The sequence below is a fragment of the Marinoscillum luteum genome (assembly GCF_044005705.1).
GTDB classification, from domain to species: Bacteria; Bacteroidota; Bacteroidia; order Cytophagales; family Cyclobacteriaceae; genus Marinoscillum; species Marinoscillum luteum.
The window spans coordinates 316,724-341,941 of sequence record NZ_JBIPKE010000017.1 but is presented as its reverse complement, the minus strand read 5'-3'; the positions used below and the strand labels follow the sequence as shown (position 1 = coordinate 341,941).

Sequence of the window (25,218 nt, the reverse complement as noted above, 5' to 3'; positions counted from 1 at the left end):
GGTCTCAAAACTGGAGTCTTCAAAACAAAACTAAAAAACAGAAACGTCACCTGATTGAAAAGCTCAAGCAACTAGAGTTGCGGTTGGGTTTAAAATCAAATCCCAAGCTTAAACATTGGGCTATGGCACTTGCCCTTGGCTTTATCACTGTGGCTTCATCAGCCCAGGATGGTCGAAAGTCAAAGGAAGAAAAATTGCACCTCAAAAAAGACGTTAAAGAAAACACTACCCGTCGAAGCTCTGGTTCAAAATTTAGGTCTGGGGCCACCGTCAGTCTTTTCGAGCCACAGGACTTTCTGGGAGACCCACTCATTGGTGATGGCGTTCGGCATTTCGGAGATTTCGATGGAGACGGGGATCAGGACCTACTGGTTGCCTCTTATTACGGGCCTCTTCGTATTTTGCCAAATGATGGTACTGGACACTTTGGTGCTCCTATCAATATCGCTCAAACAATGGATCCCAGTAAACTGCTTGTAGCAGACCTGGATGGAGATGGGGACTTGGATATCTTAATTGGAGATAGTTATGGCATTGCCGACGGAAGCAGCACCAATACCCGTATTTACCTCCTAGCAAACAATGGGGACAATACCTTCACAGAGTCTTCCCAGCTCTTCCAAGGGGTACAGCTGGATGATGATATTGAACTACAGGATATAGATGGAGATGGAGATATGGATCTCCTGGCTGGCACTTATCTCACCGGCAATGGCAATGCAGTTAGTATTTTGTCGAACGATGGGACCGGGCTCTTCACCATAACCGAGGACCTGCTGGGGAGTAGTCGGTTTGTCACAGGAGACTTTAACAATGATGGAGATGTGGACATAGCAGTGGAGAATTATTACCTAAAAATATTCAACAACGAAGGAGGCGTCTTTGCCAACGAAACCTATACCATATCAGAGAGTGTACCCTTCAACTTCAATGAAGCCAGATCTGGTGATTTCAACGGTGATGAAAATCTTGACATTGTCTTTGACGACTTCAACGGCGTATCGATGATCTCACTGGGAGCTACAGAACACATTCTTTCCAACACCAATCTGGATGGGATATATCAACGCTATTATCTTTCGGAGGTTATCGACATAGACGGAGACGGTGATTTGGACCTATTAATAGAATCTGACTATGAAAATAGAAATGACTACACCTACCATCAAAGTCATCTTCTGCTCACCAACACATCCGGATCATTCACCCAATCCTCTCTGGGTAACATCCAGCCAAATATTGGAGAAGCTGAAGCGCTGCTTGGCTTAGATGTTGACGGTGATCTGGACATGGACCTGGTGGTATCCAATTACTTTGATATTGTGGTATTCGCAAACGATGGAAATCAAAACTTTATCCTGCTGGATGAAGATCTGGTGGAGGTGGTTTATGGTTTCGAATCTGAAATGGTAGATATAGATAACGACGATGATCTGGATATAATCATTTCCGGAACCACCATGATCATCGAAAATGATGGATCAGGCAACCTTTCCATCAAACAAAACATAGCCAGAGAATCCAATTTCATTAGCTATGCCATGGCTACCGGCGACTTTGATGGAGATGGGGATATCGATGTGGTTTTCTCTAATTCCTATGCGGATGAACTGGTACTCTGGACCAATGACGGCACAGGATCATTTACTCAGGCCTCTACCCTGGAAACTGCACCCTATCCTGACCTGGAACAGGCCATTGCGATTGACATTGACATTGATGGGGATATGGATCTGGTTACAAGCACCTGGTATAACAATGGCTATCTATTAATCACTTTTAACAATGACGGGGCCGGAAATTTCACCATCGATCAGACTTTAAATGTTTCCTATGAAATAGACGATGTACTGCTGGCAGCAGATCTGGACAGTGACGGGGATATGGACATCATTTCCGGTGGATATTCAGGTGTCATTATTTTTGTCAACGAGGCGGGAACCATCGCCTCTCCCACGGTTTACCTGGCTGATGCAGGAGGGTTTGATAACCTGGGACTTGCCGACCTTGATGGTGATGGAGACACAGACATTATCGCGCTGAATGACTATATCAGCTCTGGACAGTATCATTATATACTTTCCAACAATGGTGACGCCACTTTTGAAAGCTCCATATTGGATATTGCCAGCTCCAATTATGCAGGCGTACTGATTCAGGACTTTGATCTGGATGGTGATCTTGATCTATACCTTGGTGGTGGTGAAGATTATGAAGATGAGATTTGGGCTGGTGATGGCTCTGGAGGCTTCACCCTGCTCGGAACAGTGGGAACCCGCTCCTACCACCCTGTGGCAGGGGACATAGATAACGACGGAGATATGGATATTTTCTCCTTGGAGTATTATGTAGGCAACAGGCTGATACTCAACACCACGAATACACCAACGACCAGCAACACCATCACTACTTCGGATTCTCTGGCACTGGTGGCTATTTTCGATCAGTTGGACGGTGACAACTGGATCCAAAAGGTTGGTTGGAAAGTAGAAAAAGCGAGTGAGTGGTTTGGAGTGACACTCAACCTTGACAACAAGCGGGTAATCGAATTAGCTCTGTCATCAAATGAGCTCACGGGTGAAATCCCCGAAGAACTCGCCCTGCTCACAGAACTCACATCTCTCTCTTTGGAAGGAAATAATCTGACTGGAACAGCCTCTCCGCTTGACCAACTGGTAAATGCAGAACACATCGATGTTTCAGGCAATCAACTCAGTGGATTCCCTGACCTCTCAGGGATCACACCACTCACTACTTTGAAGCTGGAAAACAATCACCTAACCTTTGGGAGTATCGTTCCGAATGCTCCCATTTCTTCCTTCACTTACAGTCCTCAGGCTAATCTGGGCATGGCCACCACAGATACCATTCCCGGAGGCTCCAGCTACACTCTTGACTGGGGAGACCTGGGCGTTGGCACACAATACCAGTGGAGTATGAGCACATACACCTTTGATACCCCCATAAATGAAACCCCTATCCCCATTGAAGGGGCCACTTCTCAAAGTTATAATATTGCTGGAATGAGTATTGGAGATCAGGGATTTTATGAACTGAAAGCTACTCATCCTGATGCTCCCCTTCTTACACTCACCAGCGAAAGAGTCACCCTGTATGGCGAGGCAGACATCACCGGTATGGTATCAGGTAAAGCTCAAGTGGATTTATTCAGGGTGCTGGAAGGGCCTTATTTTTTAGCGGCTACTACCACTACCAACGAGACTGGAGGTTACGCCTTTACCGGACTGATACTTGGTGAATTCATGGTATTGGCCCACCCAGACCTTTCGCAAAGTCCCGGTAGTACTCACACTTACTATGGCAACACCCACAATTGGTCTGCTGCCGATACCATTTTCTTGAATCAAACTTCCTCCAATCTGGACATCACCCTCCTGGACGCTCCTGCACCGCCTCAAATATCGGAAGGTGTGAGCGTAGCAGGTAATGTAGCTGTGTCAGGCATAGATGTAGATCTGGAAAATCTGGCTATTAATCTGAGTAAGTCAATCAATTCTGTGTCGGAACCATACATTTACATATCCACGGATGCAGCGGGTCATTTCGACTTTGGGCTACTGGATGTGGGCTCATATCAGCTGGATGTACAGTACCCGGGAATACCCATGGACGAAAGTTCATCTGTGGGATTTGAAATCGCTGAAACGGATATTGGCGGCATTTGGGAATTATTTGCTACAATGAGCGCAACCGGCATATCCGTAAATATAGAAAAATCAGGAGCGACCAATACGATTGTAGAATCCGACTCATTGGTACTGGTAGATTTCTATAATAACCTGGATGGCGATAACTGGAATAACAAAACCAACTGGCTGACTGGTAATGCAGACACCTGGCATGGAGTGAAGATAGATGAGACCAAAAGGGTTTCCGAACTTTCCCTCCCCACCAACGGGCTAGCCGGATCACTCATAGAAAGTCTGGGAAATCTTGCAGGATTAAAAACACTGGACTTGTCGGTCAATGAACTACAGGGAAGTGTTCCTGCGACACTCAGCGGACTGACTTCACTAGAGAATGTCAATGTCTCGAGCAACGATCTCAGAAGCTTTCCTGACCTCTCGGGCACCAGTCTTACATCGCTCAATCTTAGTGGAAACCGACTCACTTTTGCAGACATAGTGCCCAATACTTTTGTAGCCAACTTCACCTACACCCCCCAAAAAAGGTTTGGGGAAACCGTTTATGACACCATTCCTGCAGGAGAAACCAGAGTTGTCAGTATTCAGGATCTTGGCGAAGGCACAGTGTACCAATGGAATTTTGGACCTCTGATACCGGGTCAGCCTTATAACAACAATGTATCTCCCATCACAGGAGCTACAAATTCTGTGTATGAAATAGAGAACATCAATGCGAGCAAGCAAGGGACTTATAGACTAACGGCTACGCATCCGCAAGCCCCAAGCCTGACCATTAGCAGCAGGAACGTGAACATTATGGCCAAAACCGATCTCTTCGGTACAGTTTATGCAGACGATAACAACACACTACTCACCGATGGTGACGTGATTATCTATCGATTGAAGGATGGTCCTTTTATCCCGGAAGACACGGCTCAGGTAGATGCATCTGGTAAGTTTAGCTTTACTGATTTGGTTCTGGGAGATTTCATCATTCTCACCCAACCCAATAGAGCCATCTTCCCTAGCACCATTCAGACGTATTACAAACAGGCCGAAAGCTATGAAGACGCAACGGTGCTGGAAGTCAGAGAAAGAATGGAGGGTGTGGATATTCAAATGGTCTTTTATGTGGAACCACCCGTGGAGATCGGTGCCTCTCTTTCCGGAGAGCTGCAAAGTGATCTGAACGAAACCGAAATAGGTGACGAAGAAGCTCGGGTCAATGCCAGAAGGAAAGTGAAAAAGGCCGGCTGCTCAATGAGGAGGTTTGTTCGTGCAGGAAGAACTGATCAGGATGGAGAGTATATTTTATACGCGTATGTAGAGTCCGATGATGAAGGACGATTCAACTTCTCGGGTATTGAACCAGGTACTTACAGACTAAATATAGAGTATCCGGGCGTACCAATGGACCCCAGCGCTGAAATAGAGTTCATTATCAGAGATGATGGTAGTAGTCAGAAATTTGAAGTATTTGCGCTGATCACCGAGGATGGAATATTCGTTGAGTCCACTGAGGTTCTGGGAGCTCCTCTGCCCTATCTGCGCAATGTGAAAATTTATCCCAACCCAAGTGATCACCAACTCACCGCTGAATATTTGGTTAACCGGTCTGTCAATCAGCTTCGCCTTGCGCTAATTTCCATATCCGGAGCGACCTTATTAAGTCAGGAACTGGAAGATGAACTGGGTGCACATAAGCTGAGTTTGGACTTGTCACACCTTGAAGTGGGCACCTACTTCTTAATCTTACATGACTCCTCTGGCGAGTTCAGGTATCAGTTCAAAATCAGCAAGCGATAAAAAAAAGCACCCTGGAGATCTTTCCAGGGTGCTTTTTATTTCTTGGATACTCGTGGCTAACTACTTCGCCAACGTAAAGGCGGCCTTAATCTTCTCTGCCACTTCCATCAGGTCTTCTTTACCCAGAGAAAGTTTTTCTTTCCCGAAGTTCATATCATTTACCGCATTGATCGGGATCAGATGAACATGCGCATGAGGCACTTCCAACCCAATCACAGTCACACCAATCCTTTCACAAGTCACCACAGCTTCTATAGCCCTGGCCACCTTCTTGGCAAAAATGTGGAGCCCAGCCAATACCTCATCATCCAGATCAAATATGTAATCCACCTCTTGCTTGGGTATAACTAAGGTATGTCCTTGCACCAGTGGATTGATATCTAGAAAAGCAAGAAAATTCTCATCCTCCGCCACTATATGAGCGGGGATTTCTCTTGCTACGATCCTGGAGAAAATACTTGACATCAGATGGAGATATCAATGATTTCAAATTCAATCTCCCCTGCCGGCACATTGATTTTGGCCGTATCTCCGGGCTTTTTACCCAGTAACCCGCTGCCTATCGGGGATTTTATAGAAATCTTATTCTGCTTTAGGTCAGCTTCCTCTTCTGCTACCAACTGATATTTCATCTCCATTCCCGTCTTCTTATTCTTTATCTTCACGAAAGACAAGATGCCTACTTTGGATGCATCCAAACTGGACTCATCAATCACACGGGCATTTCCTACAACCGCTTCAAGCTTGGAAATCTTTAATTCCAGCAAACCCTGAGCGTCCTTAGCAGCATCATACTCGGCATTTTCACTCAAATCTCCCTTGTCACGTGCCTCAGCAATCTGCTTAGACATGGCCGCTCTTCCTTTGGTTTTAAGCTCGTTCAACTCATTCTTGAGACGATCCAAACCTTCTTTTGTGTAATAATTTAATGCTGACATACCTTTATTCTTTAACCTACTAAAACAAAAAAGAACGGCCCCATAAGGACCGCCTTCGTATCGATAGTTTCTTTATTTCTCTTACTAAAGAGGCAAATATAATTTTTTTGAGGATGATTTACAATTTCAGCTTAACTGTGCAAGGTCTCCCGCCTGAAGCTTCCTTATCAACACCTCATTGATTTTACGGTAAGATTCAAACGTCCATCCTGCCACATGAGGTGTCAGGATCACATTGGGATAGCTGATCAATTCTTCAAAATCTGCCCGCTGTGCCTCCGTTAATTTATCCAGTTTTTCATTTTCCAATACATCCAGACCAGCCCCTAGTAGCACGCCTCTTTTCAGTAAATCATTCACCGCTGACAACTTCACCACTTCACCCCTGCTGGTATTGAGTAAGAATTTTAGGTTTTTAAAACGAGCAAAATACTTCTCATCAAAAAGAAACCTGGTCTCTGAAGTAAGCGGTACGTGAATACTAAGAATCTCCACTTCATCAAAAAACTCCTGTAAACTCACCTCTTCCAGATAGTCAGTGGAAAACCCACTCTTATACTTATCATAGGCCACTACTCTGCACGAAAAACCCTTCAACCGCTGAGCAAATGCTGCACCCATATAGCCATATCCGTAAACCCCTACTGTTCGTCCCATGAGCTCCCATCCCCGATTGGCCTCCCGGTTCCACACCCCACTTTTCACTTCTTCAGTGCCCGTATTGAGCTTATTGAAAATAGTGAGTAACATCCCCACAGTGTGCTCAGCCAGGGCATCCCTATTGCCCTCCGGGGCATTGATCAATTTGATCCCTTTTGAAGACACATAGGTGTAATCTACTTTGTCGAGTCCTGCACCAGCCCGTGCCACAAATTTCAAATTCACGGCCCGATCAATCAGTTCACGGTCTACACTCATCTTGCTGCGAATCACCAGACCGTGGTACTCATGAATAATCTCACGTACTTCCTCAGGCCTGATCAGAGGCCGGTAGTCCGGAACAAAGCCGGCATTCTCAAATAGTGATGTGATACTCTCGTGCATATCATCCACGATGAGCACCTTTAAACCTTCTTCATTCATAAATTGTAAAGCAAATGGGCGACAGAAAAATAAACGGCTAATCCCAGCAAATCGTTCGCTGTAGTGATGAATGGACCTGATGCAAGTGCCGGATTGATCCCAAACCTATCCAGAATCAGTGGGGTGATAGTGCCCATGAAAGAAGCCAGGAGCACTACGCTAAACAGCGCAATGGACACCGTGGCAGCCAGGGGTTCGTTTCTATTCACCATCATGACCACACCAAATACCATCAGAGCGAGAATCACGCCATTGACCACTGCTACAAAAAGCACTTTCATCAGTCGCTGCACGATGCCTCCTGCAAATACATTGGGATTAGCCAGACTTTGTACAACAATGGACGAGGATTGTATGCCCACATTACCACCTGTGGCCGTAATGAGTGGGATAAAAAATGCCAGCGCAGGAATGAGCACAATATCGCCTCTGAAAAGCCCCATAAACTGGGCGCCCAACAACCCCCCTACCATACCGACAATCAACCATGGCAATCTGGCCTTGGAAAGCATCCATACCGTATCGTCTTCTTCCACATCAGCACTGATACCAGCCATCATCTGACGTTCCTCTTCAGCCATTTCAGTGATCACATCCACAATGTCATCAATGGTGATTCTACCTACCAGCTTTCCACGTGCATTTACCACCGGAGCTGCTTCCAAATCGTATTTCCTCATGATGATGGCTACCTCTTCCTCATCCATATAGGTCTCCACAGAAACCACATTATCATCATATATATCGGCGATTTTAGCACTGTCTTCTGCCAGAATGATCCGCTTCAGCGACACCTTCCCCACCAGTTTGCCAAGGTCATCCACCACATATACAGAGTAGATCTTCTGCACATTCTCCGCCTGCTTGCGTATCTCTTCTATACACTGCTTGATGGTCCAGTTGATATTGGCTTTGATCAATTCCTTGGCCATCAATCCTCCAGCCACATCCTCTTCATACCTGAGTAGATCAAGAATATAGCTAGCCTTTTCTTCGTTGTCTATGAATCGGATAACTTCCTCCCGCTTCTTGAGAGACATCTGATAAAGGATATCAGCTCCATCATCAGAATCCAGATACTCGATGTACTTAGCCAGCTCCTCAGGAGTGAACTCCGCAATGAAATCCACCCTCACATCTTCCTCCAAATCGTTCAGGATGGCCGCATCCACCTCTTTGGGCAGAAGCCCAAACACATAGTGGCACTCTTCCGAGTCGAACTCATAAAGCAGCGCGGTGATATCAGCCGGATTGACTCCTTCAAGCGACTGCCTGATGAAAGCCTCATCTTTCTCATCCAGTGCTTGCTGGAAGCGCTCCAAAAACTCTTTGCTCAGCGCAAACTCCATGATGGATTCGGTGGTCATTCGGAAATGTATTTTGTCAACTGTATAAACTCACTCACCGACAATTGTTCAGCTCGCTGGCCAAAAACTTCGGTATCAGTAGCAAAATCCAAATTTAAGTCTTTTAGAGCGTTGCGCAACGTCTTCCTTCTTTTTCCAAATCCGGCTTTCACCACCCGTTTAAACAGGGCTTCATCACATTCAAGCCGGGCAATTTCGTTTCTGGTAAGCCTGATCACTGCGGATTGTACTTTGGGTGGGGGATTGAACACCTGCGGCGGTACGGTGAAGAGGTATTCGATATCATAAAAAGCCTGCAGCAATACACTCAGTATCCCATAGGTCTTGTTGCCTTCTTTTGAAACGATGCGGTCAGCCACCTCCTTTTGGATCATGCAGACCACTTCGCTCACGGCATCTCTATGATCCCATATTTTAAAAAATAGCTGGGAGGAGATGTTATATGGGAAATTGCCAATGACGCCTATAGGCCCATTCATTTCGGCCAGATTGTATTTGAGGAAATCCTGATGCAAAAATTTAGTAGCGTGTTCAGGAAAATGATCTTTCAAATAAGCCACAGATTCAGTATCTACATCGAACGCCATGAAATCTGGAAATTCATCCAACAAATACTTGGTCAATACTCCCGTGCCCGGCCCCACTTCTATCAAAGTTGACATCTTTCCTGGGTCCAGTCCGTTCACAATTTTCCTGGCGATGTTTTCATCTTTCAGAAAGTGCTGACCTAAATGCTTTTTGGGAGTTACCTGTTTCAAAGGGTCTGATTATTTTAAAATGAATTAACTTTTCGGCGCTGTAAATTTGACAAAATATGAGTGATACTTCTCAAAACAGAGAGAATAAACCAATAATAGGTATTTCCATTGGAGATTTTAATGGTATTGGGCCAGAGGTGGTCATCAAAGCCCTTAATGATAACAGGATACTGAGGCATCTCACGCCTGTGATCTATGCCGATGGACGAGTCATCTCCTTTTACAGAAAACAACTCGACCTCCAGAACTTCACTTACAATCAGACTAAAAGCATAGAGAGCATTCATCAGCGGAAGGTAAATGTTTTGAACCTGAACGAGCAGGAAATTGAAATAACCCCAGGTGAGCCTGGGAAATCCGGTGGGGAATATGCCATTTCCTCGCTCCGAAGAGCGCTTGAAGACCTGAAAACAGGAAAAATAAACGCCATTGCCACTGCTCCATTGAGCAAGGAGATGGTACAGTCCGATGATTTCAAATTTCCCGGGCATACGGAATTCCTCACGCAAGAAGATGGAGCTAAAGATAGTCTCATGTTTTTGGTAGCAGAAGGCCTGAGAGTGGGTGTGGTTACTGGTCACATTCCATTGAAAAAAGTGGCTCAGGCAGTCACACAGGAGCGTATTGAAGCCAAACTGAATTTGATGATTAAGTCCTTGAAGAAGGACTTCGGAATCAAAAAGCCCAGGATTGCCGTGCTAGGGCTCAACCCCCACGCTGGTGAAAATGGCCTTTTAGGTGAAGAGGAAGAAAAAATTATCAGCCCGTCTATCAAAACCTTTAAAGACAAGGGTAACCTCGTGTTTGGTCCGTACCCTGCTGATGGCTTTTTTGGCACCAATCAATTCAGAAGTTTTGACGGGATATTAGCCATGTACCATGATCAGGGCTTGATCCCTTTCAAGAACATGGCCTTCGATACGGGCGTAAATTTCACTGCAGGGCTTTCCTTCATCAGAACCTCTCCGGACCATGGCACCGGCTTCCCAATCGCCGGTAAAGGAGAGGCCAGCGAGACCTCTATGAGAAACGCCATCTATATGGCCGCAGATATATTCAAAAACAGATCAGAGCACCAATAGACAATCCCCCACGAAATTTGTTTTTTTATATGTGGTTTATTCCTAAATTTGCGGTTCTTTAAGCGGACAGAAGGAAAGCGCATGAAAGGGCTCAGGGAATTTCAGATAGATATTTTCAATTTAGGCTACAAGCTTCACGAGTTTGAATTTCAGATTGATAACCGTCTACTGAGGATGTATGAGCACAGTTTGGTGGAAAAAGGCAGTGGTATTTGTAAACTCAGCCTGGAGAAATCCGAAACCATGATGAACCTTCACTTTCATATTGATGTGAAAGTGGAACTCATCTGCGACCGTAGCCTGGATAGTTTTGACTATCCAATTAAGCTTGAAGAATCACTCATCATCAAATTTGGTGAGGACAATTACTCACTCAGCGATGATGTGATTGTGATCAAAGATGACACAGCCACCATCGATGTAAGTGAGTTTATTTATGAATTTATCACCCTGGCGGTGCCTCTGAAGAAGCTTCATCCACGTTATGAGGAGACAGAAGATGACGAGCCAGATTTGATATATACTTCCGAAGATGAGGATACGGACCGAGAGAACGGTGAAGTGGATCCACGATGGGAAGCATTGAAAAAACTTAAAGGAAAAAAATAGAAAAATAAGATGGCACACCCTAAGAGAAAAATTTCCAGAACCAGAAGGGACAAGAGAAGAACGCATGTGAAAGCTACTCCAAAGAGCTACGTAATATGCCAAACCACTGGTGAACCACACCTTCCGCACAGAGCATTCTGGCATGAAGGCAAGCTTTACTACAAAGGTAAAGTGGTTATGGAAAAAGAAGTTCTGGCTTAATACAGCCAAACAATCAATATAGCATGACAAAAATCCGCGCGGCAATTACCGGGGTTCATGGGTACGTTCCAGACTATGTGCTTACCAACCATGAGTTGGAAACCATGGTCGACACGAACGACGAATGGATCAGGAGCAGAACGGGCATCGAAGAACGTAGGATTCTCAAAGGCGAAGGTCAGGGAACCTCTGTGATCGGTGCTGAAGCAGTTAAGGGCCTTTTGGCCAAGACGAACACAAAAGCAGAAGAAGTTGACTTGATTATTTGTGCCACTGTAACGCCTGATATGCCTTTCCCGGCTACAGCCAATATAGTAGCGGATATGGTCGGTGCTAAAAATGCTTTTGGTTATGACCTTAGTGCCGCGTGTTCAGGATTTCTCTACGCACTGGCCACAGGAGCACAGTTCATACAGTCCGGCACCTACAAGAAGGTGGTGATCATTGGCGCTGACAAGATGTCGTCCATTATAGATTACACTGACCGGGCCACCTGCATTATTTTTGGTGACGGAGGTGGGGCCGTGATGTTAGAGCCCACTGAAGAAGACCTGGGTGTGATGGATTCCATTTTGAAGTCTGATGGCTCTGGAGCACCGTATCTGCACATGAAAGCAGGTGGAAGCCGCAAACCAGCCACGGTAGAAACTGTAGCACAGCGTGAGCACTTTGCTTTCCAGGAGGGCTCTACGGTTTTCAAATTTGCGGTCACCAATATGGCAGATGTGGCAGCAGAGGTCATGGAAAAAAACAACCTGACCAGCGACGATATCAGCTGGCTGGTACCTCATCAGGCAAACAAACGCATCATTGATGCTACTGCCCGCAGAATGGGTGTAGGAGATGACAAAGTGATGCTGAACATTCAGCGATACGGCAACACCACGGCTGGGACTTTACCATTGTGCCTTTGGGATTATGAGCCTCAGCTCAAAAAAGGAGATAATATTATTCTTGCTGCTTTCGGAGGTGGATTTACCTGGGGAGCAACGTGGCTTAAATGGGCCTACGATCCAAAATAATTTCACAAAAAACTTACCATGGCAACAACTGCAGATTTTCGTAATGGTCTTGTTATCGAGTTTAATCATGACCTTTTCACCATCATTGAATTTCAGCATGTAAAACCCGGAAAAGGTCCCGCATTTGTGCGTACCAAGCTCAAGAGCCTTTCGACCGGCCGAGTGATCGACAACACTTTCACTTCCGGCCACAAGGTGACTACCGCCCGGGTGGAAAGAAGAGCATACCAGTTCCTGTACAAAGATGACATGGGCTTCCATTTTATGGATAGCACCACCTTTGAGCAACTCCCCATATCCGATTCATTGATCAACGCACCTGCACTCCTGAAAGACGGACAAGAAGTAGATGTGCTTTTCCATGCTGAAGAGGAAAGGGTACTCGGAGTAGAATTACCACAACACGTGATTCTCAAAGTGGTGTATACCGAGCCCGGTCTGAAGGGGGATACTGCCACCAACACTACCAAACCTGCCGAATTGGAGACAGGAGCCACCATTCAGGTGCCTTTGTTTGTGAACCAGGATGAAGTCATCAAGGTGAATACACAAACAAATTCCTACGTGGAACGAGTTAAATAAAATAATTACCTTTATTTACCGCCAGAGTAAAATCGATCTTAAGTGCTTATTGCGCCCATTTTGATAGACAACCAAAAATGCTAAATAATGAAAGCAAAAGAAATTCGTGATTTAATAGATTTTATTTCAGGCTCAGGCCTTGAAGAGGTAAACATAGAAACAGAGGAGTTCAAGATCAATGTGAAAAGATCTTCACCTCAGGTAACTGTGGCTGCAGCACCAGCGCCTGCTGCCCCAGCAGCACCGGCTCCGGCACCAGCACCAGCTGCTGCCAGTGAAGCTCCCAAAGCTGCACCAGCTGCTCCCGCACCTGCCAGCGATGCACACCTCATCACCATCAAGTCACCAATGATTGGTACATTTTACCGATCAGCCAATCCTGAATCACCAGCTTTCGTGAATGTAGGTGATGCTGTTAAACAGGGAGATCCGGTTTGTATCATTGAAGCCATGAAGCTTTTCAATGAAATAGAATCTGAAATATCTGGCAAAATAGTGAAGGTACTCGTGGAAGATGCTCAACCAGTTGAGTACGATCAGCCTTTATTCCTTGTAGACCCCTCTTAATCCAAAAAATAAAAAATCGTGTTTGATAAGATTCTCATAGCTAATCGCGGAGAGATCGCTCTTCGTATTATACGTACTTGTAAAGAGATGGGCATCAAAACTGTGGCCGTCTATTCTACCGCTGATGCCGACAGTTTACATGTAAGGTTTGCCGATGAGGCCGTCTGCATAGGCCCTCCTGCCAGTAAAGATTCTTATTTGAAAATACCACAGATCATCTCTGCGGCAGAAATCACCAATGCAGATGCGATACATCCTGGGTATGGTTTCCTGGCTGAAAATGCTGAATTCTCTAAAGTTTGTGAAGAGTATGGCATTAAATTCATAGGTGCTTCTGCAGACATGATCAATGCCATGGGTGACAAGGCTACCGCCAAGGCCACCATGAAAGCAGCCGGAGTACCTACCATACCGGGATCAGACGGGTTGCTAGAGTCAATGGAGCAAGGGATGAAACTGGCTGAAGAAGCCGGCTACCCTGTAATGCTAAAAGCTACCGCTGGTGGAGGTGGTAAAGGCATGCGCTACGTGAAGGACAAAAGCGGATTCAAGAAAGCATGGGATGATGCCCGCCAGGAAGCTGGCGCTTCGTTTGGCAACGACGGTCTGTACCTTGAAAAATTCGTAGAAGAGCCTAGACACATCGAAATACAAATAGTAGGTGATAGCAGAGGACGGGCATGTCACCTCTCGGAAAGAGACTGCTCCATCCAGAGAAGACATCAAAAACTCATAGAAGAGACGCCCTCTCCGATCGTAACGCAGGAACTGCGTGAGAAAATGGGACAGGCGGCCATCAAAGGGGCTGAGGCCATCGGATATGAAGGAGCTGGTACCGTAGAATTCCTGGTGGATAAATATGGTGATTTCTTCTTCATGGAGATGAATACACGTATTCAGGTCGAGCATCCTATTACTGAAGAAGTAACGGATTTTGACCTGATCAAAGAACAAATCAAGGTAGCCGCTGGGGTGGAGGTTTCTGGTAGGAACTACTATCCACAGCTACACTCTATAGAGTGCCGTATCAATGCCGAAGATCCGGCCAATGGCTTCAGACCTAGCCCCGGAAAGATCACCAATCTACATTTCCCAGGTGGTCATGGTGTTCGCGTAGACAGCCACGTCTATGCCGGATATGTGATTCCACCATTTTATGACTCTATGATTGGCAAGCTGATCGTCTCAGGGCAAACCAGAGAAGAGGCCATCGTACGTATGAAGAGAGCTCTGCAGGAAATGGTCATAGAAGGGGTGAAAACCACCATTCCGTTCCATATCAGATTGATGGATGACCCGGTTTTCAAATCCGGAAAATTCACCACTAAATTTCTGGATGACTTTGACTTTTCTGGCCTGTAAAACAGACCAGAAAAGTCCTCATGAGGGTTGCAGATAGTGCTGAGTTAGAGGTGGATCGGGCTTGATATAGGTCACTTTTCCCTAAAAACTATCCAAGAAAAGCTCGTAATAATGCCGTATAAAGGTTCAAAAGACCATAGGTTTTATACTATCTTTGATATCAGCCGTTAACTGGGCAAACAAACACATTTTGTCAGCTACTCATCCAAACAATCGCCTTACAGAAGAACAGAGGGAACTTATTTCGGAGCTTATAGGCAACGCGATTAAGAAAGCGGTACAGTCTATGGAACAAATGCTCAAAATAAGAGTAAATGCCAGCCATATCACCTATGGTGTAGGCCCACTGACCCCCATTCCAGAGTTAGACCTGTTAGGTCGATTCAAGGCGCACCTGGTCAAGCTGGTATTCAGTGGCGATATCCGTGGGGCTTTCTATTTCGTCATCCTGGATCATGAGGTAGATCTGATCAATACTGTCTGCCTGCCACCCGAATTCAAGTCGGACAAGCGCACGGAAACCAAGCTGATGAAGCATGGATTCATGTCAGAAATCGAAAATGTGATAGCAGCCTTGTCTATGAAAGAAATATCTGAGTATCTGGGCGTGCAATTGGAACTCAGGGTGCCTCAGATCCAAATTATGTCTGGCAATCTGATCAACGAGTTTTTTGAAAAGGAAAATAAGGTTCATAAAACAGCCTTTCATGTCAAATCCGTACTGGAAGGAGTTGCTGTTAATGTTGCTCCTTTTTTTATCTGGATACTCGACGATAATTTTTTGAGGATTCTAAAATTGAATACTTCAGAAGGTTGAGTGATTCAGGGTTGAATCAAAGTGCAAATCCCATGATGAGGACATCATCAGGCTGATCATTGGAGCCTTTCCATTGATCGATGAATGTAGTCAGCAAAGTCTTTTGATCTAAAATTGGTTTATCAGCATTCTCCAAAATGGCTTCAGCCACCATTTTCCTTCCCAACTTCTTATTCTTATCGCCACCCATCAGGTCACGAAAGCCATCACTGGATAGATAGAGGTTAGACTTCACTCCTTCTTCCATCACAATGGTGCTGGTCTGATAGGTATGCTGCATTTCAAACATTTCACCAATCTGCATTCTATCGGCTTTGATGATCTCCATCTTACCCTTCTTCACATGCATTAAGTCTACTTTGGCACCTGCGAATTCTACATGCCTGATGGCTAAATTGATTTTAAGCAGTCCCACATCAGCACCGGTACCCACCTGGAGTTTTTCTCTATCGCTAAACTTAGTGGCAATTTTGTGATGAAGGTATCTTAGAATAGTTCCGGGATCACGGGTCTCATAGGACTCCATCACCCGCTGGAGTGATTGCTTGTACACGCGAGTCATCATACTGGCCAGGTGGCCATGCCCCATACAGTCAAAGAGCGCAATGAAAAGATCTTCCCCGTCTTTGAAAATCCAGAAGCCATCCCCCCCTACCTTGCCACTCATTGGGAGATTGATAATGAAAGCATCCAGAAAACTTGCCACGACCTCCTCAGGAAACAAAGAAAAATAGTTCTTCTTTGTTACATCCTCTAAAGACGAAACTCCAAGGTTATAGTACGTGCGTTCCTGATCAAGCATGCTGAAATTTTACTGCAAACCAATAACCACAAATGCTTCGTGGTTGTTCCAAACTATCGGAATTACGTATATGGAGACATCTTCGGGTATTTTCAACTTGGAAGGCATCCCCTGAAACACGACAGGCACAGAAATCATAAAGTTGGCTCCCAGGTTCGCACGGACGTTTCCGGCCACCACGTTCGAGATTTCGCCAGCCATATCCAGGATATCCTCCTCCGAAGGATCATCTATCCCAATGAAAATCTTAATCAGATCCTCATACATAATTCGGTTAGCTGAAATATAAACAAATCCCTTCCGATTTCCAGATATTCCTATCATTCCGGTATAGTCCTTCAACATCAGACCTTCGGATTGCTTGATATAAGGTACGTTCAGTTCGGAATCAATCTCCGTCAGGTGCCTGAAGTAATTGTTGACTGAGTTAATGAACAGACTACAGGTGGCATCAAACTCCGCTTTGCTTGTTTTCATTTCTCTTTAGTAATCGGTCAAAAGCTTTGGCGAGATCATCGGCATTCACAGGCTTATAAAGAAAACCACGTGCGCCTTTATCCAATGCTCTCAGGCCGGTTAATTTATCTGATAGAGCCGTGATGATCATAACCTTGCATTTTGGGTGCATAAGCATGATTTCATCCAGGCAAGCCAAACCGTCCATTCCCGGCATGGTAATATCCAGCGTTACCACGTCTGGTTTTTCTTCCTTAACAATCTTCACAGCACTCGCCCCATCAGGAGCCATACCTATGATCTCAATATCGTAATCTTTCAGATTTTTCTCAATTATGCGACGCATAATTGATGAATCATCAACTATCAGTAGTCTCATGCTCTTTTGATTGGTCTTCTACAATACCACTGATGGGTAAATTTATGATTAGTTTGAAATACTTACCTTCCTCAAAAGTGGTGGTAAATGTTCCATTCATCTCCTCTATCAGTGTCTTCACTAAATTCATGCCTCTTCCACGACCTGCGTTTTCATCCACTTCCGTAGCGGTTGAAAATCCTTTTTCATAAATGAGGTTGATCACCTGATCATGTGTGAGTTTCTCAGCCTCAAATTCAGTAAGTATGCCACTTTGAACTGCCCTTTGCTTTACTCTGATCACATCGAGTCCCCTGCCGTCATCCATATAGCATATCTCGAATCGCTGATCCTTTGGCTGATCCAGCTCAATAGAAATGGTTCCTCTGATCAATTTTCCAAGTGACGTTCGGGTTTCACGATCCTCTATTCCATGCTTTACGGAATTTCTAATCAGTTGAATCATGATGTCCCTAAAAGCATCAATGTGCTCATTTGGAAGCACCAGATTGCTTTCATTCTTAAAGAAAAAGTCCACCGGCTTGTCCATTTTATCAGACAGCAACTTAACTGATCGCTCCAGATTGTCAATGAGCATGATATTGGAAACCACATGACCACCAGATGGGTACTTACGATAGATATCTGCCACCTTTCGGAGCATAGAGCTCATTTCATCGATCATCTTATCGGCATCATCAATCTCATAGAGGATGGTGAGGAAATCCTTACCAGTCACTTCCTTGAGCTTTAGACTTTCAATGGCTTCCTCTACCTCATGGAATTTTTCGCTCATGATGTCAAGGCCAATCACCACGGCATTCCCTTTCAGGTTGTGGATGGTTTCGAAGGTGAAATCAAGCAACGCCTTCAAGTCTCTGTCTTTATTGGCCTCATAGCGCTCCGAGATGCCTTTGAGGGTGCGTTTGGCATTATACAGGAAGCCCCTGATCAATGACGGATCTATTTTCAAAATGCTCAATACCTGTTCGGTTTCCTGCTTTTTCTTCTTCTCCGCGTCTTCCAGATGTTTCTGGAGCAACACTGATTCCGTTTCGTCGGATACCGTCACCATAATGTTAGCGATACGATCTCTTCTCCAGATTCTGGTGAAATTGACCCGAATGTATTTGGTGGTAACTATACCATCGGTCTCGCTGTATATTTTTACCTGCTCGATCGGGTTGAGCTGATTGACCACATCCTCGTCCATATCCTCATTGAACAGATGACGCATGAACATCTCCAGTGCCTCCAGATCGCGAGGGATAATCAATGGTCTCATGAAGTTGGCGAAGTTCTCCCCGGAGATCTTAGAAAGCCCAAAGATCTTTTCCATGGATTTGGAATAAAGCTTGCTCATTTTGAAATTCCTATCTAACAGGAAAATCCCCTGATGGATATTTTGAAATACAACAAGGGATACTCGATAGATATTGTTATACAGGAATTTGGCCTTATCTCGCTCTTTTCTCAGGATGTTATGGGACTTCACAATCTCATCCACCATCACATTGAAAGTCTTGGCGTACTGTCCAATTTCATCCTTGGTAGCAATGAACACTTTCTTTGACAGGTCTCCTTTAGAAATCCTGATGGTAAAGCGTTCCAGTATTTTCACATTGGCCAGCAGGTTGGTCACAATAATGGACATTAGCCACATAGCCAGTATACCAATGATGATATCCAGTACAATGAACGTCCAAAATTTCTGAAAGGCTGTGCGGGCAAGGTATTCCGTACGAGAAAGTAGTCTCTGAGAGATACTATCCTCCACCCTTTTAAGGGCATTGATCTTGCTGGTGGTCATTTCGTACCAGTAGCCTGGATCCTGATTAAAATTATCCCTAAGATGCAAAACAGACCTGAGTCGATCTACTTCATTCACATCATGACCAGTGACCAGGTTATTGTATACTCCTTTTGATGCTTCATCTGCAATGATGAGAAAAGCATCTGTATAAGCCTCCTGCTCTGCGACCAACGCGGTGAACGAGCTGTAAGTCTCGTCATCAATCTCACTAATGGAAAACGCATGTGTACCAATGGCTCGCTCAATACTGGCTCGTTCTTTGGCTTTCAAGAAATAAATAAGCGCATGCACCTGCTGCGCTATATCTTTATCCCGTGTTTCATTGATCAATTGATCAACGGTATTCAATGCTACCTCATCGATATCTGAGAAATACTCAAGAATCTGGATCGGATCCAATACCCGACGATCTACTTTCTGACGGATACTGTTGATCGTAGAGAAATTTGAGTTCAACAACTCTACATCGTTAGCATGAATGGCAAAAATGCCTTTGAGATCTAACCGGTCCAACTCCTCGTAGAAGCGCTCCAGGGTACTATCTGTCACATGCCTCTGATGCAAGAGGGCTTGTGAAAAGTCCTCACCATCATTGGTTAAAAAACCAACGGAAATGCTTCGCTCCTTTTGCAGCTCATGAACGGCGTGGTTGATTTCCACGCCCAGCAATATGGTTTTGTTCAGCCTCTGCGAATCGTCATAATCCAAATAGTTATGCTTGATTTGTATGTAATCAAAGCAAATGATGATGACAATAAGAGGGACCAAAACCACTGCAAACTTGGTCCTGATTGGAAGATCATAAAGTATTCTCATACTTTTTACATTATTCTGTTAACCACTGCTATCAGCTCTTCTGACGTAAATGGTTTAACAATATAGTCAGCCGCTCCCAATTCTTTACCTTTGTTCACAACTGTTTGCTGACCTACAGCACTGATCATAATCACTTTTGACTCCAGTCCCTCATCTCTGAGGACTTTCAATATCTCAAAGCCCATCATGTCAGGGAGGATGTTATCCAGGGTAATTAGATCTGGCTGCTGCTCCAGAGCTATATCGATAGCTCCCTCTCCGTCTTTTGCTTCGCCCACAATCTCCATCCCGGCTTCTTCTAAAGCTGTGCGGATCAAAGACCGCATATAAATTGAATCGTCTACTATTAGTACTCTCTTACTCATGATATTTTACCCTGTTTAATCAAACTAAATCTCTGATTTTATCCACAAATTCCTCCTGAAAAATCCAAACGAAATCAGGCGAAATATCTAATTCAACACCGTGGAAAATGGCCTTGAAACGAATAATTGCGTCAAATTCACCCGCTTCCTTCTCCAAATAGCTGTTGACCTCAGTAGATTTCACAACATTCAGCGAAGGTACATGACCGTATATTTCCAAGCCTAAAAAATTTGAAAATTCTGTGATCACTGCGGCCGCCATCATATTATCGATTTCGGTCAGGAAACCAATTTTCATCATCCTGCTTTCTGGCGTATCACTGTCTATCAATTTGGCAGGTAGGCAGGCTTTAAAGACTTTGGCCACCTCATCTTCTCTGAAAATTAAATGGCTGGTACCCTTGAGCTCACCAATCAGCTTGGTTTTGATCACATGTACACTTTGGCCATCCAGGTCCTCAAATTTGGGAAGGGGAACATCCACACTACTGCTGTAGTCGATCTTCTCTATGGAAATGGGGCTTTGTAAAATCTGCTCCATCGATTTCTTTGCCATCGATAGCCCATCAAAGACCAGCTTTGAGGCTATTTCCAGTTCGTTTTCGTTCAGTTTATCCAACATCAAAATTAAAATTATCTATAGCAATCTGTTTAATTTATTCTTAATGTTCAAGGTCTCTTTGATCGAACGGCTTAATTAGTCGTTGAATCAGTTGATTGGTGCAGTAACCTTACCAATCTAACCTACCTATACCTATTTTAATCAGAGATAGCGAAAGATTTTTTCACTTCCTCCAATAACTCCTTCGGATCAAACGGTTTGGTAATATAAGCCTTAATTCCAAGATCTAACCCCTCCTGAATGGCAGATTGTTGTCCCACGGCACTCACCATAATAACGGTACGTGAGATGCCCTGTTCTTTTAGCGCTCGCAAGATTTCCAAACCCGTCATATCCGGCAGTATATTATCGAGTGTTACTAAATCCGGATCTAACTCTACTATTTTGTCCAGGGCCTCCACACCGTCCTTTGCCTCTCCAATGACCTGATAGCCGGCGTTCACTAAAATTCCTTTGATGGTAGATCTGGAGTATCCAGAATCGTCAACTATGAGTATGGTCTTGCTCATCTTTTCTCAAATTTTGGTTTTTGTGTACTCCCTTTCTCTTCTTTTTTCCGGTAGACTCTTGTCCTGATGTCCTCTACTTGAAACAGTAATTTTCCCGCATCTGGCATGATGTCATAGTACCCAATAATCAGGTAGCCATTGGGCTTCAGACTTTTATAAAACAGGTTGAGGACTTTTAGCTTGAGCTGCTCATCAAAATAGATCATCACGTTTCTACAAAAGATGATATCGTATTCTCCAGTGACCGGATCATGAACAAGATTGTGCCTTTCGAAGGTAACACTGCGCTTGTAGTGAGGCTTAATGGCCGCATGCTTGTCGTGGAACTCAAAATAGTCCTCCAGCTTACGATCCGGGAAAAATTTCAAAAAGGGAGTTAGATACGGCTTGATCACCTCCAGTGAGTACTCTCCATCTTTTGCCTTTTTCAGTGCCTTGGTACTCAAATCGGAGGCAGCAATTTTTGTCCTACCCAAAAGCCCTTTTTCCTCCAACACGATGGCCATGGTGTAAACCTCCTCTCCGGTAGAGCAGCCGGCGTGCCATATTTTGAGTGATTCTCCCTTGAATCGTTCGAGAATCTCGTCTCGAAGCTTAATCCATACATCAGGGTTTCTAAAAAGCTCCGTAAGGTTCACCAGCAGATCATCTATGGCGCTCATGAAGAAATCATGGTCTTTAAGTATCCGTCCCCAGAGGTCAAGGGAAGAATCCATGTGATGCTTCATCATTAATCGATTCACCCCTCTTTTCAAAGATGCCTTCTCGTAGTTGGTGAAATCCAGCCCATAGCGGTTTTTGATGGCCACCATCAGGGCATTCATTTCTTCGTCCGTTATCAACTCAAGGGGCTTTGCTTCACCGGAGAAAATACTCACTGATTCCTTCATTTAGAATTATTTTGATTGGAGGACTTTTAGATGAATCAGGTCGGTGAGAGCTGCTATATCTATTACCGGGCATACGTTACCACTTCCCAGTATGGTGGTGCCACTTAGCAATTTAGTTTTGTTAATGGGTTTGGCCAGAGGTTTTTCGATGATCTCCTTCTGCTGAAGGACTTTATCTACAATCACACCCGTGGTCTGTCCCATATACGATACAATGATCACATTAAAATCATCATCGTCAGTACTCAATTCGAAACTCTTCTGAAGACTGCCACGTTGGCCTAGCTCATCCAAACTCTTCATTTCCAGGATATCTTTCAAGAAAACAATGGAGATCGCTTCATCCTGATATTTGGCCATGAGCCCGCCACTGAGTTTGTAGATTTCACTCCGGGCAATGGTCACCACGGCCTCTGTGTATGAAAGCGCCATGGCATACTCTTGCCCCCCTACATCGAAAAGCAAGGTGCCCTTGAGTGCCAGTGAAGATGGTACGTGGAGGTTGACAGTGGTGCCTGTACCCACCTCTGTCTCTATACGCACCTGACCGCCAATAGACTCTACGGCTTTCTTCACCACGTCCATTCCCACACCACGCCCGGAAATTTCATTTACTTTATCGGAGTTGGAAAAGCCTGACTCAAAAATATACCGCAGTACTTCATCCTTTGTGAGATCCTTGGCCACAGCGTCGGCCACCATTCCTTTTTGAACAATTTTCTTACGGATTACTTCATGATCGATACCGGCGCCATCATCCTTCACCACGATAATCACCCGATCTCGCTCGTAGCGCGCATCCAGTGTAATGGACCCTTCAGGAGGCTTACCGTTTTCTACCCTTTTGGCTTCCGGCTCTATACCGTGACTCACGGCATTTCGGACGAGATGAACCAGAGAGTCACTGATTACCTTGAGCACGTTGCGATCTATTTCTATCTCAGTGCCTTTGAGCACCAAAGCCACATTTTTCACCTCTATGGCCGCAGCATCCCGAACTACCCGATGGAACTTATTGAAGAGAAACCCCACCTGAATCATTCGGGCATTCATAATGCTATACTGGAGGTTGGAACTGATTCGCTTCAGTCGCTCAAACTCTGCAGTAGCCAACCCAATATCCTGACTGAAGGCGATCAATCTGTCGCGCTCTATGATGAGCTGCCCCACCTCATTGAGCAAATCATCCATTTTCTTAACGGGGATCTGAATGACATCCGAAAACATCACCTGGGCCTGGCCTTCCTGTTTGGTGGTTTCCTCTTCCTGATGGTCTATCTCTTCTTCTTTGGGTGCTGCAGGGGCTCCCTTATCTAATTCATTTTTTAGGAATATTGAAAGGCTGGTTTTGATCCCGAGGTAGCTGACCTTTTGGTTGGTCTCGAGGGCCCGCACCACTTGGGTGAGTTTGTCGTTGGCTCTGAAAAGGATTTCAAAAAGCTTTTTACTCAGTGTGATTTGCTTATTTCGGATGGCAATCATCACGTCCTCCATAGCATGTGAAAGTTCGGACACACCATCCAGGCCCAGGCCCATGGCATTACCTTTCAACGTATGGGTAATCCGAAAAATGCCATCAATGGCATCCTGATTGGACTGATCTTTTTCCAGCTCCACGAAAAGCTTGTCCAGCTCTTCTATCTGGTCTTTCGCTTCTATGAGAAAGAGTTCCTTATATTCTGATTCCTTAGATTTCAATGTCTATAAACAGTTAACCAAGTATCCACCAATTTCTTTTATATGCATGACCTTTTCGGCCGCTCCAGTTTCGAATGCTATTTTCGGCATACCGTAGATAATACTGGATGACTCATCCTGTGCTATGGTAATGCCGCCATTATTTCTAATCATTTTCATACCCTTCACCCCATCGCGCCCCATCCCTGTGAGGAGCACCCCTATGGCCTTTTCACCATAGCACTCAGCCACAGATTCCATCAAGGCATTAATGGATGGGTTGTTATATTCCTTATATTCCTCTTTTGAGAAACCAATTTTCACTTTTTCTCCCTTTCCATCCTTCATCACTACCATGTTGGCATTGCCTGGTGCGATAATGACCATGCCTGGCTGGGGAACCATACCCCGCTTACCCACCACCACTTTGAGCGAACTGAGGGCATCCAGTCTGTCCGCAAAGGACAAAATGAAATTAGGTGGCATGTGCTGACAAATAAGTACCGGAACGTTCAGGTTGGCAGGAAGGGAGGTGATTACTTTCTCCAAAGCGGAGGGCCCGCCGGTAGATGCGCCAATAACGATCACATGGAACCTCGCCTCACTATCAAAAGTGTGAGGCAGCTTACTCAACCCATCACTTTCAATCGGTGTAGGTCGGGGCTTGGCCCGAGCCACCCGCTTGACCATGGCCAAAATCTCAACATTGATCTCGCGGATTTTGGATCCCCCTTTCTGGGGTTTGTTAATATAATCAACTGCTCCGAGTCGCAGTGCATCAAAAACCACATCGAGGTTAGTGTTTCCCACCGAACTCAAAATCACAATAGGAATGGGATTAGCTTTCATGATATGCTCCACAGCATACAATCCGTCATACTCGTCCATATTGATGTCCATGAGTATGACATCTGGCTTAAGCTCACGGGCCTTCTCCACTGCTTCCTTGCCATTGGAGGCCGAACCTATGACTTCCAGTTCCTTGTCTTTGGACAACAAATCTGAGATCAGCAATCTCATGAATGCTGAATCGTCCACTACCAATATTTTTATCTTCCCTGTCAAATGC

General features: G+C 44.9%; 24 protein-coding genes. 9 read left to right on the top strand and 15 right to left on the bottom strand.

Annotated elements, in window-relative coordinates:
• Positions 1 to 122: 122 nt before the first annotated feature.
• The gene (locus ACHKAR_RS12700) at positions 123 to 5,453 is read left to right on the top strand and encodes an FG-GAP-like repeat-containing protein (RefSeq protein ID WP_395417671.1); all 5,331 of its coding nucleotides are present in this window, start codon (positions 123 to 125) and stop codon (positions 5,451 to 5,453) included.
• A gap of 60 nt (positions 5,454 to 5,513) precedes the next feature.
• Here the strand turns inward: ACHKAR_RS12700 and ACHKAR_RS12695 are convergent, their stop codons facing one another.
• The 5 genes from ACHKAR_RS12695 to rsmA form a co-directional block, all read right to left on the bottom strand.
• On the bottom strand, positions 5,514 to 5,918 hold the full coding sequence (locus tag ACHKAR_RS12695) for an HIT family protein (RefSeq protein ID WP_395417670.1): 405 nt from the start codon (positions 5,916 to 5,918) through the stop codon (positions 5,514 to 5,516).
• Positions 5,918 to 6,391, bottom strand: a complete 474-nt coding sequence (greA, locus tag ACHKAR_RS12690) for a transcription elongation factor GreA (protein WP_159584936.1) — start codon at positions 6,389 to 6,391, stop codon at positions 5,918 to 5,920. The genes ACHKAR_RS12695 and greA overlap by 1 nt, the downstream gene beginning before the upstream one ends.
• A gap of 126 nt (positions 6,392 to 6,517) precedes the next feature.
• On the bottom strand, positions 6,518 to 7,474 hold the full coding sequence (locus ACHKAR_RS12685) for an NAD(P)-dependent oxidoreductase (protein WP_395417669.1): 957 nt from the start codon (positions 7,472 to 7,474) through the stop codon (positions 6,518 to 6,520).
• Positions 7,471 to 8,841 (bottom strand): magnesium transporter, encoded by a 1,371-nt coding sequence (gene mgtE, locus ACHKAR_RS12680; RefSeq protein ID WP_255465569.1) that lies wholly within the window; start codon positions 8,839 to 8,841, stop codon positions 7,471 to 7,473. Before mgtE ends, ACHKAR_RS12685 begins: the two co-directional genes overlap by 4 nt.
• Complete coding sequence (gene rsmA, locus ACHKAR_RS12675; protein ID WP_395417668.1) at positions 8,838 to 9,599, bottom strand: 16S rRNA (adenine(1518)-N(6)/adenine(1519)-N(6))-dimethyltransferase RsmA; 762 nt, start codon at positions 9,597 to 9,599, stop codon at positions 8,838 to 8,840. Before rsmA ends, mgtE begins: the two co-directional genes overlap by 4 nt.
• Before the next feature lie 56 nt (positions 9,600 to 9,655).
• Here rsmA and pdxA point away from each other — a divergent pair, with 56 nt between their 5' ends.
• The 8 genes from pdxA to ACHKAR_RS12635 all read left to right on the top strand — a co-directional run bounded on the left by pdxA (position 9,656) and on the right by ACHKAR_RS12635 (position 15,841).
• Positions 9,656 to 10,681, top strand: a complete 1,026-nt coding sequence (gene pdxA, locus ACHKAR_RS12670) for a 4-hydroxythreonine-4-phosphate dehydrogenase PdxA (RefSeq protein ID WP_395417667.1) — start codon at positions 9,656 to 9,658, stop codon at positions 10,679 to 10,681.
• Positions 10,682 to 10,762: 81 nt separating this feature from the next.
• Complete coding sequence (locus ACHKAR_RS12665; RefSeq protein WP_395417666.1) at positions 10,763 to 11,290, top strand: YceD family protein; 528 nt, start codon at positions 10,763 to 10,765, stop codon at positions 11,288 to 11,290.
• Positions 11,291 to 11,299: 9 nt separating this feature from the next.
• A complete protein-coding gene (gene rpmF, locus ACHKAR_RS12660) occupies positions 11,300 to 11,491 on the top strand; it encodes a 50S ribosomal protein L32 (protein WP_159584941.1) in 192 nt (63 codons plus the stop codon).
• A gap of 23 nt (positions 11,492 to 11,514) precedes the next feature.
• On the top strand, positions 11,515 to 12,513 hold the full coding sequence (locus ACHKAR_RS12655) for a beta-ketoacyl-ACP synthase III (protein WP_395417665.1): 999 nt from the start codon (positions 11,515 to 11,517) through the stop codon (positions 12,511 to 12,513).
• 18 nt (positions 12,514 to 12,531) lie between these two features.
• Positions 12,532 to 13,095, top strand: coding sequence for an elongation factor P (gene efp, locus ACHKAR_RS12650; RefSeq protein ID WP_159584943.1), 564 nt, complete (start codon positions 12,532 to 12,534; stop codon positions 13,093 to 13,095).
• A gap of 87 nt (positions 13,096 to 13,182) precedes the next feature.
• Entirely contained in the window at positions 13,183 to 13,662 is a 480-nt protein-coding gene (gene accB, locus ACHKAR_RS12645) for an acetyl-CoA carboxylase biotin carboxyl carrier protein (protein WP_159584944.1), read from the top strand.
• 18 nt (positions 13,663 to 13,680) lie between these two features.
• Positions 13,681 to 15,024 (top strand): acetyl-CoA carboxylase biotin carboxylase subunit, encoded by a 1,344-nt coding sequence (gene accC / locus ACHKAR_RS12640; RefSeq protein ID WP_159584945.1) that lies wholly within the window; start codon positions 13,681 to 13,683, stop codon positions 15,022 to 15,024.
• 190 nt (positions 15,025 to 15,214) lie between these two features.
• The gene (locus ACHKAR_RS12635; RefSeq protein WP_159584946.1) at positions 15,215 to 15,841 is read left to right on the top strand and encodes a hypothetical protein; all 627 of its coding nucleotides are present in this window, start codon (positions 15,215 to 15,217) and stop codon (positions 15,839 to 15,841) included.
• A gap of 16 nt (positions 15,842 to 15,857) precedes the next feature.
• On the opposite strand, the gene ACHKAR_RS12630 is transcribed toward ACHKAR_RS12635, so the two are convergent.
• The 10 genes from ACHKAR_RS12630 to cheB form a co-directional block, all read right to left on the bottom strand.
• Positions 15,858 to 16,643 (bottom strand): PP2C family protein-serine/threonine phosphatase, encoded by a 786-nt coding sequence (locus tag ACHKAR_RS12630; protein WP_395417664.1) that lies wholly within the window; start codon positions 16,641 to 16,643, stop codon positions 15,858 to 15,860.
• A gap of 9 nt (positions 16,644 to 16,652) precedes the next feature.
• Complete coding sequence (locus ACHKAR_RS12625) at positions 16,653 to 17,120, bottom strand: chemotaxis protein CheX (protein WP_159584948.1); 468 nt, start codon at positions 17,118 to 17,120, stop codon at positions 16,653 to 16,655.
• Positions 17,095 to 17,478: a response regulator gene (locus ACHKAR_RS12620; RefSeq protein ID WP_159584949.1), complete on the bottom strand. Its 384-nt coding sequence runs from the start codon at positions 17,476 to 17,478 to the stop codon at positions 17,095 to 17,097. Before ACHKAR_RS12620 ends, ACHKAR_RS12625 begins: the two co-directional genes overlap by 26 nt.
• On the bottom strand, positions 17,459 to 20,086 hold the full coding sequence (locus ACHKAR_RS12615) for a nitrate- and nitrite sensing domain-containing protein (protein WP_395417663.1): 2,628 nt from the start codon (positions 20,084 to 20,086) through the stop codon (positions 17,459 to 17,461). Before ACHKAR_RS12615 ends, ACHKAR_RS12620 begins: the two co-directional genes overlap by 20 nt.
• Before the next feature lie 5 nt (positions 20,087 to 20,091).
• On the bottom strand, positions 20,092 to 20,451 hold the full coding sequence (locus ACHKAR_RS12610) for a response regulator (RefSeq protein WP_159584951.1): 360 nt from the start codon (positions 20,449 to 20,451) through the stop codon (positions 20,092 to 20,094).
• Positions 20,452 to 20,470: 19 nt separating this feature from the next.
• Positions 20,471 to 21,073, bottom strand: coding sequence for a hypothetical protein (locus ACHKAR_RS12605; RefSeq protein ID WP_395417662.1), 603 nt, complete (start codon positions 21,071 to 21,073; stop codon positions 20,471 to 20,473).
• 137 nt (positions 21,074 to 21,210) lie between these two features.
• A complete protein-coding gene (locus ACHKAR_RS12600; RefSeq protein WP_159584953.1) occupies positions 21,211 to 21,582 on the bottom strand; it encodes a response regulator in 372 nt (123 codons plus the stop codon).
• Positions 21,579 to 22,472, bottom strand: a complete 894-nt coding sequence (locus tag ACHKAR_RS12595; RefSeq protein WP_159584954.1) for a CheR family methyltransferase — start codon at positions 22,470 to 22,472, stop codon at positions 21,579 to 21,581. Before ACHKAR_RS12595 ends, ACHKAR_RS12600 begins: the two co-directional genes overlap by 4 nt.
• 6 nt (positions 22,473 to 22,478) lie before the next feature.
• Entirely contained in the window at positions 22,479 to 24,170 is a 1,692-nt protein-coding gene (locus ACHKAR_RS12590) for a chemotaxis protein CheA (protein WP_395417661.1), read from the bottom strand.
• Positions 24,171 to 24,173: 3 nt separating this feature from the next.
• Positions 24,174 to 25,214, bottom strand: a complete 1,041-nt coding sequence (gene cheB, locus ACHKAR_RS12585; protein WP_159584956.1) for a chemotaxis-specific protein-glutamate methyltransferase CheB — start codon at positions 25,212 to 25,214, stop codon at positions 24,174 to 24,176.
• Positions 25,215 to 25,218 lie beyond the last annotated feature (4 nt).

Bases quoted from the DNA above. Each gene is read 5' to 3' on its own strand.
- ACHKAR_RS12630 (WP_395417664.1), bottom strand. From the start codon at position 16,643: ATGCTTGATCAGGAACGCACGTACTATAACCTTGGAGTTTCGTCTTTA.
- ACHKAR_RS12685 (WP_395417669.1), bottom strand. From the start codon at position 7,474: ATGAATGAAGAAGGTTTAAAGGTGCTCATCGTGGATGATATGCACGAG.
- ACHKAR_RS12600 (WP_159584953.1), bottom strand. From the start codon at position 21,582: ATGAGCAAGACCATACTCATAGTTGACGATTCTGGATACTCCAGATCT.
- ACHKAR_RS12665 (WP_395417666.1), top strand. From the start codon at position 10,763: ATGAAAGGGCTCAGGGAATTTCAGATAGATATTTTCAATTTAGGCTAC.
- mgtE (WP_255465569.1), bottom strand. From the start codon at position 8,841: ATGACCACCGAATCCATCATGGAGTTTGCGCTGAGCAAAGAGTTTTTG.
- greA (WP_159584936.1), bottom strand. From the start codon at position 6,391: ATGTCAGCATTAAATTATTACACAAAAGAAGGTTTGGATCGTCTCAAG.
- ACHKAR_RS12595 (WP_159584954.1), bottom strand. From the start codon at position 22,472: ATGAAGGAATCAGTGAGTATTTTCTCCGGTGAAGCAAAGCCCCTTGAG.
- ACHKAR_RS12610 (WP_159584951.1), bottom strand. From the start codon at position 20,451: ATGAGTAAGAGAGTACTAATAGTAGACGATTCAATTTATATGCGGTCT.
- efp (WP_159584943.1), top strand. From the start codon at position 12,532: ATGGCAACAACTGCAGATTTTCGTAATGGTCTTGTTATCGAGTTTAAT.
- ACHKAR_RS12625 (WP_159584948.1), bottom strand. From the start codon at position 17,120: ATGAAAACAAGCAAAGCGGAGTTTGATGCCACCTGTAGTCTGTTCATT.
- ACHKAR_RS12700 (WP_395417671.1), top strand. From the start codon at position 123: ATGGCACTTGCCCTTGGCTTTATCACTGTGGCTTCATCAGCCCAGGAT.
- pdxA (WP_395417667.1), top strand. From the start codon at position 9,656: ATGAGTGATACTTCTCAAAACAGAGAGAATAAACCAATAATAGGTATT.
- ACHKAR_RS12695 (WP_395417670.1), bottom strand. From the start codon at position 5,918: ATGTCAAGTATTTTCTCCAGGATCGTAGCAAGAGAAATCCCCGCTCAT.
- ACHKAR_RS12655 (WP_395417665.1), top strand. From the start codon at position 11,515: ATGACAAAAATCCGCGCGGCAATTACCGGGGTTCATGGGTACGTTCCA.
- rpmF (WP_159584941.1), top strand. From the start codon at position 11,300: ATGGCACACCCTAAGAGAAAAATTTCCAGAACCAGAAGGGACAAGAGA.
- ACHKAR_RS12620 (WP_159584949.1), bottom strand. From the start codon at position 17,478: ATGAGACTACTGATAGTTGATGATTCATCAATTATGCGTCGCATAATT.
- ACHKAR_RS12615 (WP_395417663.1), bottom strand. From the start codon at position 20,086: ATGAGAATACTTTATGATCTTCCAATCAGGACCAAGTTTGCAGTGGTT.
- ACHKAR_RS12605 (WP_395417662.1), bottom strand. From the start codon at position 21,073: ATGTTGGATAAACTGAACGAAAACGAACTGGAAATAGCCTCAAAGCTG.
- accB (WP_159584944.1), top strand. From the start codon at position 13,183: ATGAAAGCAAAAGAAATTCGTGATTTAATAGATTTTATTTCAGGCTCA.